Genomic DNA, 15,995 nt, shown 5'->3' on the forward strand with positions numbered 1-15,995 from the left:
CGTTCTGCTGCGTGGCACCAAGCGTGAGGACGTAGAGCGTGGCCAGGTTCTGGCCAAGCCGGGCACCATCAAGCCGCACACCAAGTTCGAGTGCGAAGTGTACGTGCTGTCCAAGGAAGAAGGTGGTCGTCACACCCCGTTCTTCAAGGGTTACCGTCCGCAGTTCTACTTCCGTACCACCGACGTAACTGGCAACTGCGAACTGCCGGAAGGCGTTGAGATGGTAATGCCGGGCGACAACGTGAAAATGGTTGTCACCCTGATCGCTCCGATCGCCATGGAAGACGGCCTGCGCTTCGCTATCCGCGAAGGTGGTCGTACCGTTGGCGCCGGCGTGGTTGCCAAGATCATCGAGTAATTGGTTGATCTTTTCTCATCGGGCCGGCATAATGGTCGGCCTGATTTTGTTTTAGGCCAGTAGCTCAATTGGCAGAGCGGCGGTCTCCAAAACCGCAGGTTGGGGGTTCGATTCCCTCCTGGCCTGCCAGATTTCTCAATGATGTCTGGCACTTCTTTAACGGGATTCCTAGCAGATGAATGCGAAGGCTGAAGCCAAAGAATCGCGTTTCGATATCGTGAAATGGCTCTTGGTTGCGCTGGTTGTCCTGGTGGCTGTTGTGGCTAACCAGCATTACTCGGCTCAGCCGCTTTTCTATCGCGTGCTCGGTATTCTGGTTCTTGCGGCTGTGGCTGGCTTTGTGGCTCTGCAGACCGTGAAGGGTCGTGCGTTCTTCGCGTTGGCGAAAGAGGCGCGCGCCGAGATCCGCAAGGTCGTATGGCCGACTCGTCAAGAAACAACTCAGACCACCATGATCGTGGTTGCAGTGGTGCTGGTTATGGCGCTGCTGTTGTGGGGGCTCGATTCCCTGCTGGGTTGGCTTGTTTCCATGATCGTAGGTTAAGGGTGTTCCGTGGCTAAGCGTTGGTACGTTGTGCATGCATACTCGGGCTACGAGAAGCATGTCATGCGCTCGCTGATCGAGCGGGTCAAACTGGCCGGCATGGAAGATGGGTTTGGCGAAATTCTGGTTCCCACTGAAGAAGTGGTGGAAATGCGGAATGGCCAGAAGCGCAAGAGCGAGCGCAAGTTCTTCCCAGGCTATGTGCTGGTTCAGATGGAAATGAACGAGGGGACTTGGCACTTGGTCAAGGACACCCCTCGCGTGATGGGTTTCATTGGCGGAACCGCTGATAAGCCTGCGCCGATTACTGACAAGGAGGCTGAGGCCATCCTTCGTCGCGTTGCCGATAGTGGTGACAAGCCCAAGCCGAAGACGCTCTTCGAGCCAGGCGAAACTGTTCGCGTCATTGATGGTCCGTTTGCGGACTTCAATGGTGTCGTGGAAGAGGTTAACTACGAAAAGAGCCGGATTCAGGTCGCGGTGCTCATTTTCGGTCGCTCTACTCCGGTAGAGCTGGAGTTCAGTCAGGTCGAGAAGGTCTAACTGAGACAACGCATCCCACACCCCGCAGCCATAGGCTGCGGGGTTTTGTCGTCATTGGGATAAACGCGAAAGCAACCGGGGAGCCCGTCAGGGCGTTTGAACCCGTAACTGGAGTAGCAAATGGCTAAGAAAATTCAGGCTTACATCAAGCTGCAGGTCAAGGCTGGCCAAGCCAACCCGTCGCCGCCGGTTGGTCCGGCGCTGGGTCAGCACGGCGTGAACATCATGGAGTTCTGCAAGGCGTTCAACGCCAAGACCCAGGGCATGGAACCCGGTCTGCCGACTCCGGTGATCATCACCGTATACAGCGACCGCAGCTTCACCTTCGAAACCAAGAGCACCCCGGCTTCCGTGCTGCTGAAGAAAGCTGCTGGCATCACCAGCGGTTCCAGCCGTCCGAACAGCCAGAAAGTAGGCACCGTTACCCGTGCTCAGCTGGAAGAGATCGCCAAGGCCAAACAGGCTGATCTGACCGCAGCTGACCTGGATGCGGCCGTGCGTACTATCGCCGGCTCCGCGCGTAGCATGGGCCTCAACGTGGAGGGTGTGTAATGGCTAAGCTGACCAAGCGTCAAAAGGCTATTGCCGAGAAAGTCGAAGCTGGCAAGCAATACGGCTTCGAAGAGGCCGCTAAACTGCTGGCCGAGCTGTCGACCATCAAGTTCAAGGAGTCCGTGGACATCGCCATCAATCTGGGCGTTGATCCGCGTAAATCCGACCAGGTCGTCCGCGGTGCCACCGTTCTGCCGAACGGTACCGGCAAATCCGTACGCGTTGCCGTGTTCACCCAAGGTCCGGGTGCCGAAGCCGCTCTGGCTGCTGGCGCTGACAAGGTTGGCATGGACGAACTGGCTGCCGAGATGAAAGCCGGCGACCTGAACTACGACGTGGTCATCGCTTCCCCGGATGCGATGCGTGTCGTTGGTCAACTCGGTCAGATTCTCGGCCCGCGCGGTCTGATGCCGAACCCGAAGGTCGGTACCGTGACCCCGGACGTCGCCACTGCGGTGAAGAATGCCAAGGCTGGTCAGGTGCGTTTCCGTACTGACAAGAACGGCATCATTCACGCGTCCGTTGGCAAGATCGATTTCGAGCCGACCAAGCTGAAGCAGAACGTTGAAGCTCTGCTGGTCGACCTGAAGCGTCTGAAACCCGCCTCCTCGAAAGGCGTTTACGTTCAGCGCGTGACCCTGAGCACCACCATGGGCCCGGGTCTGCAGATCGATCAGGCTTCGCTGGAAGGCTGATAAGACAAAGTCGGGTAGTGGGCTGGTCCCACTGCCCGCAGGTATTGGGGTCCCTGCCTGGCGGGGGCTATCCAAGACCGTAGGCGGCGCAAGCCTTAAACCACAAGCCTACGCAGATGGTGCTCCCGATTCGTTAACCGAATCAGACACCAAAACGCCGTCCGGCTCCGGCTGGACGAATCGGTAACATCCAGGAGTAAACCCGTGGCAATCAAACTCGAAGACAAGAAGGCCATCGTCGCTGAAGTCAACGAGGCTGCCAAAGCCGGTCTGTCCGCTGTCGTGGCTGATGCCCGTGGCGTGACTGTCGGCGCAATGACCGGACTCCGTAAAGAGGCCCGTGCTGCTGGTGTGTACGTGAAAGTCGTACGTAACACCCTGCTGCGCCGCGCCGTTGAGGGCACTCAGTTCGAAGTGCTCAACGACGTGTTCAAAGGCCCGACCCTGATTGCGTTCTCCAACGAGCATCCGGGCGCTGCTGCCCGTATCTTCAAGGAATTCGCCAAGGGTCAGGACAAGTTCGAGATCAAGGCGGCCGCGTTCGAGGGTCAATTCCTCGCAGCCAATCAGATCGATGTTCTGGCGACCCTGCCGACCTACGACGAAGCCGTAGCACAGCTGATGAGCGTGATCCAAGGCGCTACCAGCAAGCTGGCTCGTACTCTGGCGGCCATTCGCGACCAGAAAGAAGCTACCGCTGCCTAAGACGCAGTACGGAACGCTTTCAACCTTTTTTGTTTAATAGATGGCCGCAACGCCGTCACCCAATACAGGAATTAGAGTCATGGCTCTGACCAACGAAGACATCATCAACGCCGTATCCGAAATGTCCGTCATGCAGATCGTTGAACTGATCAAGGCGATGGAAGAGAAGTTCGGCGTTACCGCCGCTGCCGCTGTTGCTGCCGGCCCGGCCGTAGCTGCTGCCGCTGCTGAAGAGCAGACCGAGTTCACCATCGTCCTGGCCGAAGCTGGCGACAAGAAAGTGAACGTGATCAAGGTCGTTCGCGAACTGACCGGTCTGGGTCTGAAAGAAGCCAAAGCAGTCGTTGACGGCGCCCCGGGCGTGGTCAAGGAAGGCGCTTCGAAAGAAGAGGCCGAAGCTGCCAAGAAAGCTCTGGAAGAAGCAGGCGCCAAGGTCGAGCTCAAGTAAGCTCGCACCTTGCGTCTACAGCCCGAGCGGTAGCGACAGGCTGATGGCTGGTGGCTTTTGCCACCGGCCTTTTTCCGTTATGGGTGGGATGCCGCAGGTGTCCTTCCCGTAATGTGAAAAACCCACCGTGCGCGGTGGCGCAAACTTGAGGTTTGCACGATTTTTCGGCTGCTCCCGTGGGAGAGGCCAAACAAGCAGGTGACCAAGCTGGGGAACGCTGATGGCTTACTCATACACTGAGAAAAAACGTATCCGCAAGGACTTTAGCAAGTTGCCGGACGTCATGGATGTGCCGTATTTGCTGGCCATCCAGCTGGATTCCTATCGCGAATTCCTGCAGGCAGGTGCAAGCAAGGATCAGATCCGTGACATCGGTCTGCATGCGGCCTTCAAGTCCGTTTTCCCGATTATCAGCTATTCCGGCAATGCTGCCCTGGAATACGTCGGTTATCGCCTGGGCGAGCCGGCATTTGACGTCAAGGAGTGCGTGCTGCGCGGTGTGACCTTCGCCGTCCCGCTGCGTGTGAAAGTGCGCCTGATCATCTTCGACAAAGAATCGTCGAGCAAAGCGATCAAGGACATCAAGGAACAGGAAGTCTACATGGGGGAAATCCCCCTGATGACCGAGAACGGTACCTTCATCATCAACGGTACCGAGCGCGTCATCGTTTCCCAGCTGCACCGTTCCCCGGGTGTGTTCTTCGACCACGACCGTGGCAAGACTCACAGCTCCGGCAAGCTGCTGTACTCCGCTCGTATCATTCCCTACCGCGGTTCCTGGCTCGACTTCGAATTCGATCCGAAGGACTGCGTGTTCGTCCGTATCGACCGTCGCCGCAAACTGCCGGCGTCTGTCCTGCTGCGCGCCCTGGGTTACAGCACCGAGGAGATCCTCGATGCCTTCTATGACACCAACGTCTTCCAGATCAAGGGCGAGACTCTGAGCCTGGAGTTGGTACCCCAGCGCCTGCGTGGCGAGATCGCCAGCTTCGATATCAAAGACGCTGCGGGCAAGGTTATTGTCGAGCAAGGCCGCCGCATCACCGCGCGCCACATCAACCAGCTCGAAAAAGCCAGCATCAAGCAACTGGAAGTGCCTTTCGACTACCTCATTGGCCGTACCGTGGCCAAGGCAGTCGTGCACCCGGCAACCGGCGAAATCATCGCTGAGTGCAATACCGAGCTGTCCGTCGACGTACTGGCGAAAATCGCCAAGGCCCAGGTCGTTCGCCTGGAAACCCTGTACACCAACGACATTGACTGCGGTCCGTTCATCGCCGATACCCTGAAGATCGACTCCACCAGCAACCAGTTGGAGGCCTTGGTCGAGATCTATCGGATGATGCGTCCTGGCGAGCCGCCGACCAAGGAAGCCGCTGAGACTCTGTTCGGCAACCTGTTCTTCAGCGCCGAGCGTTACGATCTCTCCGCCGTTGGCCGGATGAAGTTCAACCGCCGCATCGGCCGCACCGAGATCGAAGGTGCTGGCGTGCTGAGCAAGGAAGACATCGTCGAAGTCCTCAAGACCCTGGTCAGCATCCGTAACGGTAAGGGCATCGTCGACGACATCGACCACCTGGGTAACCGTCGCGTACGTTGCGTCGGCGAGATGGCCGAGAACCAGTTCCGCGTTGGCCTGGTGCGTGTCGAGCGCGCGGTCAAGGAACGCCTGTCCATGGCGGAAAGCGAAGGCCTGATGCCGCAGGACCTGATCAACGCCAAGCCGGTGGCCGCCGCGATCAAGGAGTTCTTCGGTTCCAGCCAGCTGTCGCAGTTCATGGACCAGAACAACCCGCTCTCCGAGATCACCCACAAGCGCCGTGTTTCCGCGCTCGGCCCAGGTGGTCTGACCCGCGAGCGCGCCGGCTTCGAGGTTCGTGACGTACACCCGACCCACTACGGCCGCGTGTGCCCGATCGAGACCCCTGAAGGTCCGAACATCGGCCTGATCAACTCCCTGGCAACCTACGCCCGCACCAACAAGTACGGCTTCCTGGAAAGCCCGTACCGTGTGGTGAAGGAAGGCCTGGTAAGCGACGAGATCGTCTTCCTCTCCGCCATCGAAGAGGCCGATCACGTGATCGCTCAGGCCTCCGCGACCCTGGACGAACAAGGCCGTCTGGTCGACGAACTGGTGGCCGTGCGTCACCTGAACGAGTTCACCGTCAAGGCGCCGGAAGACGTGACCCTGATGGACGTTTCGCCGAAGCAGGTCGTTTCCGTCGCTGCCTCGCTGATTCCGTTCCTCGAGCACGATGACGCCAACCGCGCACTCATGGGTTCTAACATGCAGCGTCAGGCCGTTCCGACTCTGCGTGCTGACAAGCCGCTGGTGGGTACCGGCATGGAGCGCAACGTTGCGCGCGACTCCGGCGTCTGCGTCGTGGCTCGCCGTGGCGGCGTGATCGACTCGGTCGATGCCAGCCGTATCGTGGTTCGCGTGGCGGATGATGAGGTCGAGACCGGCGAAGCGGGTGTCGACATCTACAACCTGACCAAGTACACCCGTTCCAACCAGAACACCTGCATCAACCAGCGTCCGCTGGTGAGCAAGGGTGATGTGATCGCGCGCGGCGACATTCTCGCCGACGGTCCGTCCACCGACATGGGTGAGCTGGCCCTCGGCCAGAACATGCGCGTCGCGTTCATGCCCTGGAACGGTTTCAACTTCGAAGACTCCATCTGCTTGTCCGAACGCGTGGTGCAGGAAGATCGCTTCACCACCATCCACATTCAGGAACTGACCTGTGTGGCGCGTGACACCAAGCTCGGCCCAGAAGAAATCACCGCGGATATTCCGAACGTCGGTGAGGCTGCGCTGAACAAGCTGGACGAAGCGGGCATCGTTTATGTCGGCGCCGAAGTGCAGGCGGGCGACATCCTGGTCGGTAAGGTCACTCCGAAAGGCGAGACCCAGCTGACTCCGGAAGAGAAGCTGCTGCGCGCGATCTTCGGTGAGAAGGCGTCCGATGTGAAGGACACCTCCCTGCGTGTGCCCACTGGCACCAAGGGCACCGTGATCGACGTCCAGGTCTTCACCCGTGATGGCGTGGAGCGCGACTCCCGTGCGCTGTCCATCGAGAAGATGCAGCTGGACGAGATCCGCAAGGACCTGAACGAAGAGTTCCGCATCGTCGAAGGCGCTACCTTCGAGCGTCTGCGTTCCGCTCTGGTCGGTGCCAAGGCCGATGGTGGTCCGGCACTGAAGAAGGGCCAGGAAATCACCGACGAGTACCTCGATGGCCTCGAGCGCGGCCAGTGGTTCAAGCTGCGCATGGCCGAAGATGCACTGAACGAGCAGTTGGAGAAGGCCCAGGCCTACCTCAGCGATCGCCGTCAGATGCTCGACGACAAGTTCGAGGACAAGAAGCGCAAGCTGCAGCAGGGCGACGACCTGGCTCCGGGCGTGCTGAAGATCGTCAAGGTCTACCTCGCCATCAAGCGCCGCATCCAGCCGGGCGACAAGATGGCCGGCCGCCACGGTAACAAAGGTGTGGTCTCGGTGATCATGCCGGTCGAAGACATGCCGCACGATGTCAACGGCACTCCGGTCGACATCGTTCTCAACCCGCTGGGCGTACCGTCGCGTATGAACGTCGGTCAGATCCTCGAAACCCACCTGGGCCTCGCGGCCAAGGGCCTGGGCGAGAAGATCAACCGCATGCTCGAAGAGCAGCGCAAGATCGCCGAACTGCGTCAGTTCCTGAACGAGATCTACAACGAAATCGGTGGCCGCCAGGAAAGCCTGGACGAGCTGTCCGACAACGAGATCATCGCTCTGGCCAATAACCTCAAGGGCGGCGTGCCCATGGCGACCCCGGTGTTCGACGGTGCCAAGGAGCGCGAGATCAAGGCCATGCTGAAGCTGGCGGATCTGCCGGAGAGCGGCCAGATGCGCCTGTACGATGGCCGTACTGGTAACCAGTTCGAGCGCACGACCACCGTCGGCTACATGTACATGCTCAAACTGAACCACCTGGTCGATGACAAGATGCACGCACGTTCCACCGGCTCTTACAGCCTGGTCACCCAGCAGCCGCTGGGTGGTAAGGCGCAGTTCGGTGGCCAGCGTTTCGGGGAGATGGAGGTGTGGGCGCTGGAAGCCTACGGCGCCGCCTACACCCTGCAGGAAATGCTGACCGTGAAGTCGGACGACGTGAACGGCCGTACCAAGATGTACAAAAACATCGTGGACGGGGATCACCGCATGGAGGCCGGCATGCCCGAGTCCTTCAACGTGCTGATCAAAGAGATCCGCTCGCTCGGCATCGATATCGAACTGGAAACCGAATAACACGTGACGCTAGAACGGTGCGGCGGCTAGGCCGCCGTACCGGGTCCGTGAGGAGGAAAGGCCTTGAAAGACTTGCTCAATCTGTTGAAAAACCAGGGTCAAATCGAGGAGTTCGATGCCATCCGTATTGGGCTGGCGTCGCCCGAGATGATTCGTTCCTGGTCGTTCGGCGAAGTTAAGAAGCCGGAGACCATCAACTACCGTACCTTCAAGCCGGAGCGCGATGGCCTGTTCTGCGCCAAGATCTTCGGCCCGGTGAAGGACTATGAGTGCCTGTGCGGTAAGTACAAGCGCCTGAAACATCGCGGAGTGATCTGCGAGAAGTGTGGCGTGGAAGTCGCCCTGGCCAAGGTGCGCCGCGAGCGCATGGGCCACATCGAGCTGGCTTCGCCCGTTGCCCACATCTGGTTCCTGAAGTCCCTGCCGTCCCGTATCGGTCTGCTGCTCGACATGACCCTGCGTGATATCGAGCGCGTGCTCTATTTCGAGAGCTACGTCGTGATCGATCCGGGCATGACCACGCTGGAAAAGGGCCAGCTGCTGAACGACGAGCAGTACTTCGAAGCCCTCGAAGAGTTCGGTGACGACTTCGACGCCCGCATGGGTGCCGAGGCCGTTCGCGAGCTGCTCAACGCTATCGATCTGGAGCACGAGATTGGCCGCCTGCGCGAAGAGATTCCGCAGACCAACTCGGAAACCAAGATCAAGAAGCTGTCCAAGCGCCTGAAACTGATGGAAGCCTTCCAGGGCTCCGGCAACCATCCCGAGTGGATGGTGCTGACCGTTCTGCCGGTGCTGCCGCCGGACCTGCGTCCGCTGGTTCCGCTGGATGGCGGCCGCTTCGCGACGTCCGATCTGAACGATCTGTACCGTCGCGTGATCAACCGTAACAACCGTCTGAAGCGCCTGCTCGACCTGGCCGCTCCGGACATCATCGTGCGCAACGAAAAGCGCATGCTGCAGGAAGCCGTCGATGCCCTGCTGGACAACGGTCGTCGCGGTCGCGCCATCACTGGCTCGAACAAGCGCCCGCTGAAGTCCCTGGCTGACATGATCAAGGGTAAGCAAGGTCGCTTCCGTCAGAACCTGCTCGGTAAGCGCGTGGACTACTCCGGTCGTTCGGTAATTACCGTAGGTCCGACCCTGCGTCTGCACCAGTGCGGTCTGCCCAAGAAGATGGCCCTGGAGCTGTTCAAGCCGTTCATCTTCGGCAAGCTGGAAGGTCGTGGCATGGCCACCACCATCAAGGCCGCGAAGAAGATGGTCGAGCGCGAGCTGCCCGAGGTGTGGGACGTTCTCGCCGAAGTCATTCGCGAACACCCCGTACTGCTGAACCGTGCGCCGACCCTGCACCGCCTGGGTATCCAGGCGTTCGAGCCGGTCCTCATCGAAGGCAAGGCGATCCAGCTGCACCCGCTGGTCTGCGCCGCGTACAACGCCGACTTCGACGGTGACCAGATGGCCGTTCACGTTCCGCTGACCCTCGAGGCCCAGCTGGAAGCGCGCGCGCTGATGATGTCGACCAACAACATCCTGTCGCCAGCCAACGGTGAGCCGATCATCGTGCCGTCGCAGGACGTGGTAATGGGTCTGTACTACATGACCCGTGACGCCATCAACGCGAAAGGCGAGGGCATGGCCTTCGCCGATCTGCAGGAAGTTGACCGCGCCTACCGTAGCGGCCAGGTGTCCCTGCACGCCCGCGTGAAAGTGCGCATCAACGAGAAGATCAAGAACGAAGACGGCAGCCTGACCGCCAACACCCGCATCGTCGACTCCACCGTTGGCCGTGCGCTGCTGTTCCAGGTCGTGCCGGCAGGTCTGCCGTTCGACGTGGTCAACCAGCCGATGAAGAAGAAGGCGATCTCCAAGCTGATCAACCACTGCTACCGCGTGGTGGGTCTGAAGGACACCGTCATCTTCGCTGACCAACTGATGTACACCGGTTTCGCCTACTCGACCATCTCCGGTGTGTCGATCGGTGTGAACGACTTCGTCATCCCGGACGAGAAGGCGCGCATCATCAACGCCGCCACCGAGGAAGTGAAGGAGATCGAGAGCCAGTACGCCTCCGGCCTGGTAACCCAGGGCGAGAAGTACAACAAGGTGATCGACCTGTGGTCGAAGGCCAACGACGAAGTGTCCAAGGCAATGATGGCCAACCTCTCGAAAGAGAAAGTCATCGACCGCGAGGGCAAGGAAGTCGACCAGGAGTCCTTCAACTCCATGTACATGATGGCGGACTCCGGTGCGCGGGGTTCCGCGGCCCAGATCCGTCAGCTCGCCGGTATGCGTGGTCTGATGGCCAAGCCGGACGGCTCGATCATCGAGACCCCGATCACCGCGAACTTCCGTGAAGGTCTGAACGTACTCCAGTACTTCATCTCCACCCACGGTGCTCGTAAAGGTCTGGCGGATACCGCACTGAAGACCGCGAACTCCGGTTACCTGACCCGTCGTCTGGTCGACGTGGCCCAGGACCTGGTAGTGACCGAGATCGATTGCGGCACCGAACATGGCTTGGTCATGTCCCCGCACATCGAAGGCGGCGACATCGTGGAACCGCTGGGCGAGCGCGTGCTCGGCCGTGTGGTTGCTCGTGACGTGTTCAAGCCGGGTGGCGACGATGTCATCGTTCCTGCTGGCACCTTGATCGACGAGAAGTGGGTCGACTTCCTCGAGCAGATGAGCGTCGACGAAGTCGTGGTGCGTTCGCCGATCACTTGCGAAACCCGCCATGGTATCTGCTCCATGTGCTACGGCCGCGATCTGGCTCGTGGTCACCGTGTGAACATCGGTGAAGCGGTCGGCGTCATCGCCGCCCAGTCCATCGGTGAGCCGGGTACCCAGCTGACCATGCGTACCTTCCACATCGGTGGTGCGGCCAGCCGGACCTCCGCCGTGGACAACGTCCAGGTCAAGAACGGCGGCACCATCCGCCTGCACAACCTGAAGCACGTAGAACGTGCCGACGGCGCGCTGGTGGCGGTATCGCGTTCCGGTGAGCTGGCGGTGGCCGACGACTTCGGTCGTGAGCGCGAGCGCTACAAGCTGCCGTATGGTGCGGTCATTTCGGTCAAGGAAGGTGACAAGGTCGACCCGGGCGCTATCGTCGCCAAGTGGGACCCGCACACCCACCCGATCGTTACCGAGATGGACGGTACCGTTGCCTTCGCGGGCATGGAAGAAGGCATCACCATCAAGCGTCAGACCGACGAACTCACCGGTCTGACCAACATCGAGGTACTGGATGCGAAGGATCGTCCGGCTGCCGGCAAGGACATTCGTCCGGCCGTGAAGCTGATCGATGCCGCAGGCAAGGATCTCCTGCTCCCGGGTACCGACGTGCCGGCGCAGTACTTCCTGCCGGCCAACGCCCTGGTCAACCTGACCGACGGCGCCAAGGTTCGTGTGGGCGACGTTATCGCTCGTATCCCGCAAGAAACCTCGAAGACCCGCGACATCACCGGTGGTCTGCCGCGCGTTGCCGACCTGTTCGAAGCTCGTCGTCCGAAAGAGCCCTCGATCCTGGCGGAAATCAGCGGCACCATCTCGTTCGGCAAGGAAACCAAGGGCAAGCGTCGCCTGGTCATCACTCCTACCGACGGCAGCGATCCTTACGAGGAGCTGATTCCGAAGTGGCGCCACCTGAACGTCTTCGAAGGCGAACAGGTGAACCGCGGGGAAGTGATCTCCGACGGCCCGAGCAACCCGCACGATATTTTGCGTTTGCTCGGCGTCAGCTCGCTGGCCAAGTACATCGTCAACGAAATTCAGGACGTGTACCGCCTGCAGGGCGTGAAGATCAACGACAAGCACATCGAGACCATCCTGCGGCAGATGCTGCGTAAGGTCGAAGTGGCTGAGTCGGGCGACTCGTCCTTCATCAAGGGCGATCAGGTCGAGCTGACCCAGGTGCTGGAAGAGAACGAAGTGCTGGCTACCGTGGACAAGTTCCCGGCCAAGTACGAGCGTGTGCTGCTGGGTATCACCAAGGCATCGCTGTCCACCGAGTCGTTCATCTCGGCGGCGTCGTTCCAGGAGACTACCCGCGTCCTCACCGAGGCGGCAGTCACCGGCAAGCGCGACTTCCTGCGCGGCCTGAAGGAAAACGTGGTCGTGGGTCGTTTGATCCCGGCCGGTACCGGCTTGGCATACCACAGCGAGCGCAAGCGTCAGCGCGAACTCGGCAAACCGCAGCGCGTCAGCGCGAGCGAGGCCGAAGCCGCATTGGCCGAAGCGCTCAATCTGAGCGGTAACTAAGCCTCGAGCGAAGCCCCGGCTGTCTTGACAGTCGGGGCTTTGTCTTGACGGTGTGCGGGAAGCTCATTAGTATCCTGTACCCCGAAAATTGGCAGGGCGCTCGCTCCTGCCATTTCGTTTATGTGTCGTAAGACAATCAGTGGAGCTATAGATGGCAACTATCAACCAGCTGGTGCGCAAACCGCGCAAGCGTCTGGTCGACAAGAGCGGCGTTCCTGCCCTGCAGAACTGCCCTCAGCGTCGCGGCGTATGCACCCGCGTATACACCACCACCCCGAAAAAGCCGAACTCCGCACTCCGTAAGGTTTGCCGTGTTCGCCTGACCAACGGTTTCGAGGTTTCCTCGTACATCGGCGGTGAAGGTCACAACCTGCAAGAGCACAGCGTAGTGCTGATCCGTGGCGGTCGTGTAAAGGACCTTCCGGGTGTGCGTTACCACACCGTGCGCGGTTCGCTGGATACCTCCGGCGTTAAAGACCGTAAGCAGGGTCGTTCCAAGTACGGCGCCAAGCGTCCGAAGTAATTTTTTGTTTTCCTATTTGCTGAGTCGATAAGAGTAAGGTCGGGCGTAACGGAAACGTTGCAGTCCCGGGCTAACCTGAAGACCGTTTGAGGGCTTATCAATGCCAAGACGTCGTGTAGCGGCCAAACGTGAAATTCTGGCTGATCCGAAATACGGAAGCCAGATTCTGGCCAAATTTATGAACCACGTGATGGAGAGCGGCAAGAAAGCCGTCGCCGAGCGTATCGTTTACGGTGCTCTGGAAAAGGTCAAAGAGCGCAGTAAAGGTGACCCCCTGGAACTCTTCGAAAAAGCTCTCGACGCCATCGCTCCGCTGGTCGAAGTGAAGTCCCGCCGCGTAGGTGGTGCGACTTACCAGGTTCCGGTCGAAGTTCGTCCGTCCCGTCGTAATGCCCTGGCCATGCGTTGGCTGGTGGACTACGCCCGTAAGCGCGGCGAGAAGTCCATGGCCCTGCGCCTGGCTGGCGAGCTGCTGGATGCCGCTGAAGGCAAAGGCGCCGCCGTTAAGAAGCGTGAAGACGTGCACCGTATGGCTGAGGCCAACAAGGCCTTCTCCCACTACCGCTTCTAATCACGGCTTCCATTCTTTTGCGAGGGCTTTATGGCTCGTACTACAGCAATTAACCGCTACCGGAACATTGGTATCTGCGCCCACGTTGATGCGGGCAAGACCACCACTACCGAGCGGATCCTGTTCTACACAGGTCTTAGCCACAAGATGGGTGAGGTGCATGACGGCGCTGCTACCACCGACTGGATGGTGCAGGAGCAGGAACGCGGTATCACCATTACCTCCGCGGCGATCACTACCTTCTGGGAAGGTTCGCGCGGCCAGTACGACAAGTACCGCGTAAACGTCATCGATACCCCCGGCCACGTAGACTTCACCATTGAAGTTGAGCGTTCCCTGCGCGTGCTGGACGGTGCTGTCGTGGTGTTCTGCGGCACCTCCGGCGTTGAGCCGCAGTCCGAGACCGTGTGGCGTCAGGCCAACAAGTATGGCGTTCCGCGTATCGTCTACGTGAACAAGATGGACCGCGCCGGCGCCAACTTCCTGCGCGTCGTCGGTCAGATCAAGAACCGTCTGGGTCACACCCCGGTTCCGGTTCAGTTGGCCATCGGTGCGGAAGATGACTTCCAGGGTCAGGTCGACCTGCTGAAGATGAAGGCCATCTACTGGAACGAAGACGACAAGGGCACCACCTATCGCGAGGAAGAGATTCCTGCCGAGCTGATGGACCTGGCTGTCGAGTGGCGCAACAACATGGTCGAGGCTGCTGCCGAGGCCAACGAAGAGTTGATGAACAAGTACCTGGAAGAAGGCGAGCTGACGATCGAAGAGATCAAGGCCGGCCTGCGCCAGCGTACCATCGCCTGCGAAATCGTTCCGGCTGTCTGTGGTTCCTCCTTCAAGAACAAGGGCGTGCCCCTGGTTCTCGACGCCGTCATCGACTTCCTGCCTGCTCCGACCGAGATCCCGGCGATTCAGGGTGTTCACCCGGACAGCACTGATGACAACGAGATCCAAGACGAGCGTCCTGCCGACGACAATGCGCCGTTCTCGGCGTTGGCGTTCAAGATCGCTACCGACCCGTTCGTCGGTACTCTGACCTTCGTTCGCGTCTACTCGGGCGTTCTGGAGTCCGGCCAGTCGGTCGTCAACTCCGTGAAAGGCAAGAAAGAGCGCGTTGGTCGTATGGTGCAGATGCACGCCAACCAGCGTGACGAGATCAAAGAAGTGCGCGCTGGCGACATCGCCGCTCTGATCGGTATGAAGGATGTCACTACCGGTGACACCCTGTGCGACATCGACAAGCCGATCATCCTCGAGCGCATGGACTTCCCGGAGCCGGTAATCTCGGTAGCTGTTGAGCCGAAGACCAAGGCTGACCAGGAGAAGATGGGTATCGCCCTCGGCAAGCTGGCCCAGGAAGACCCGTCGTTCCGCGTCAAGACCGACGAAGAGACTGGTCAGACCATCATCTCCGGTATGGGTGAGCTGCACCTGGACATCCTCGTCGACCGCATGAAGCGCGAGTTCGGCGTTGAGGCCAACATCGGCAAGCCGCAGGTTTCCTACCGCGAAACCATCTCCAAGGACAACGTCGAGATCGAAGGCAAGTTCGTTCGTCAGTCCGGTGGTCGTGGTCAGTTCGGTCACTGCTGGATCCGCTTCTCGGCCGCCGATGTGGACGAGAAGGGCAACATCACCGAAGGTCTGGTTTTCACCAACGAAGTCGTGGGCGGTGTGGTTCCGAAGGAATACATCCCGGCGATCCAGAAGGGTATCGAGGAGCAGATGAAGAACGGCGTAGTCGCCGGTTATCCGCTCATCGGCCTCAAGGCTACCGTGTTCGATGGTTCCTACCACGACGTCGACTCCAACGAGATGGCGTTCAAGATCGCTGCCTCCATGGCGACCAAGCAGCTGGCCCAGAAGGGTGGCGGTAAAGTGCTTGAGCCGATCATGAAGGTAGAGGTGGTGACTCCTGAGGACTACATGGGCGACGTGATGGGTGACCTGAACCGTCGTCGCGGTCTGATTCAGGGGATGGAGGACTCGGTTTCCGGTAAGGTTATTCGTGCCGAAGTTCCGCTGGGCGAGATGTTCGGTTATGCGACCGACGTGCGTTCCATGTCCCAGGGCCGTGCGAGCTACTCCATGGAGTTCGCCAAGTACGCCGAAGCTCCGTCGAACGTCGTCGAAGCACTGGTTAAAAAACAAGGTTGATTCAGCCCTTTAAGTAAGAGGTTTACTGTCGTGGCTAAGGAAAAATTTGAACGTAACAAACCGCACGTCAACGTCGGCACCATCGGTCACGTTGACCATGGCAAGACCACTCTGACTGCTGCCCTGACCAAGGTCTGCTCCGAGACTTGGGGTGGTTCGGCTCGCGCTTTCGATCAGATCGACAACGCGCCGGAAGAGAAAGCTCGCGGTATCACCATCAACACCTCTCACGTTGAATACGATTCGGCAATCCGTCACTACGCTCACGTAGACTGCCCGGGCCACGCCGACTACGTAAAAAACATGATCACCGGTGCTGCTCAGATGGACGGCGCGATC

General features: G+C 59.7%; 13 protein-coding genes and 1 tRNA gene. All 14 read left to right on the forward strand.

The genetic code is table 11. From position 1 onward, the window contains the following. Positions 1-358 (forward strand): EF-Tu C-terminal domain-related protein (locus tag BLQ74_RS26635; protein ID WP_483153936.1); only part of this gene is annotated, 358 nt, incomplete at its 5' end. Between the two features lie 53 nt (positions 359-411). Further along, a tRNA-Trp gene (locus BLQ74_RS26640) sits at positions 412-487 on the forward strand. Positions 488-533: 46 nt separating this feature from the next. Continuing rightward, on the forward strand, positions 534-902 hold the full coding sequence (gene secE, locus BLQ74_RS26645) for a preprotein translocase subunit SecE (RefSeq protein ID WP_090268511.1): 369 nt from the start codon (positions 534-536) through the stop codon (positions 900-902). 9 nt (positions 903-911) lie between these two features. After that, positions 912-1,445, forward strand: a complete 534-nt coding sequence (nusG, locus tag BLQ74_RS26650; RefSeq protein WP_074986525.1) for a transcription termination/antitermination protein NusG — start codon at positions 912-914, stop codon at positions 1,443-1,445. A gap of 120 nt (positions 1,446-1,565) precedes the next feature. Next, positions 1,566-1,997: a 50S ribosomal protein L11 gene (rplK, locus tag BLQ74_RS26655; protein WP_090268512.1), complete on the forward strand. Its 432-nt coding sequence runs from the start codon at positions 1,566-1,568 to the stop codon at positions 1,995-1,997. Continuing rightward, entirely contained in the window at positions 1,997-2,692 is a 696-nt protein-coding gene (gene rplA, locus BLQ74_RS26660) for a 50S ribosomal protein L1 (protein ID WP_090268514.1), read from the forward strand. The genes rplK and rplA overlap by 1 nt, the downstream gene beginning before the upstream one ends. A gap of 204 nt (positions 2,693-2,896) precedes the next feature. Continuing rightward, positions 2,897-3,397 carry a 50S ribosomal protein L10 gene (gene rplJ / locus BLQ74_RS26665; protein WP_090268515.1) on the forward strand — a complete coding sequence of 167 codons (501 nt, stop codon included), beginning with the start codon at positions 2,897-2,899 and terminating at the stop codon, positions 3,395-3,397. 79 nt (positions 3,398-3,476) lie between these two features. Further along, positions 3,477-3,845 carry a 50S ribosomal protein L7/L12 gene (rplL, locus tag BLQ74_RS26670; RefSeq protein WP_009617125.1) on the forward strand — a complete coding sequence of 123 codons (369 nt, stop codon included), beginning with the start codon at positions 3,477-3,479 and terminating at the stop codon, positions 3,843-3,845. A 220-nt stretch (positions 3,846-4,065) separates the two neighbouring features. Beyond that, a complete protein-coding gene (rpoB, locus tag BLQ74_RS26675) occupies positions 4,066-8,139 on the forward strand; it encodes a DNA-directed RNA polymerase subunit beta (protein ID WP_090268516.1) in 4,074 nt (1,357 codons plus the stop codon). A 63-nt stretch (positions 8,140-8,202) separates the two neighbouring features. Further along, the gene (rpoC, locus tag BLQ74_RS26680) at positions 8,203-12,402 is read left to right on the forward strand and encodes a DNA-directed RNA polymerase subunit beta' (protein ID WP_090268518.1); all 4,200 of its coding nucleotides are present in this window, start codon (positions 8,203-8,205) and stop codon (positions 12,400-12,402) included. A 151-nt stretch (positions 12,403-12,553) separates the two neighbouring features. Then, the gene (rpsL, locus tag BLQ74_RS26685) at positions 12,554-12,925 is read left to right on the forward strand and encodes a 30S ribosomal protein S12 (protein ID WP_015475317.1); all 372 of its coding nucleotides are present in this window, start codon (positions 12,554-12,556) and stop codon (positions 12,923-12,925) included. A 100-nt stretch (positions 12,926-13,025) separates the two neighbouring features. Beyond that, positions 13,026-13,496, forward strand: a complete 471-nt coding sequence (gene rpsG / locus BLQ74_RS26690; protein WP_090268519.1) for a 30S ribosomal protein S7 — start codon at positions 13,026-13,028, stop codon at positions 13,494-13,496. 30 nt (positions 13,497-13,526) lie between these two features. Then, positions 13,527-15,656, forward strand: coding sequence for an elongation factor G (gene fusA / locus BLQ74_RS26695; protein ID WP_090268521.1), 2,130 nt, complete (start codon positions 13,527-13,529; stop codon positions 15,654-15,656). A 30-nt stretch (positions 15,657-15,686) separates the two neighbouring features. Then, a partial coding sequence (locus BLQ74_RS26700; protein ID WP_244507284.1) for a GTP-binding protein occupies positions 15,687-15,995 on the forward strand: 309 nt, incomplete at its 3' end.

Source organism: Pseudomonas panipatensis (genome assembly GCF_900099785.1).
Classification (GTDB): Bacteria; Pseudomonadota; Gammaproteobacteria; order Pseudomonadales; family Pseudomonadaceae; genus Pseudomonas; species Pseudomonas panipatensis.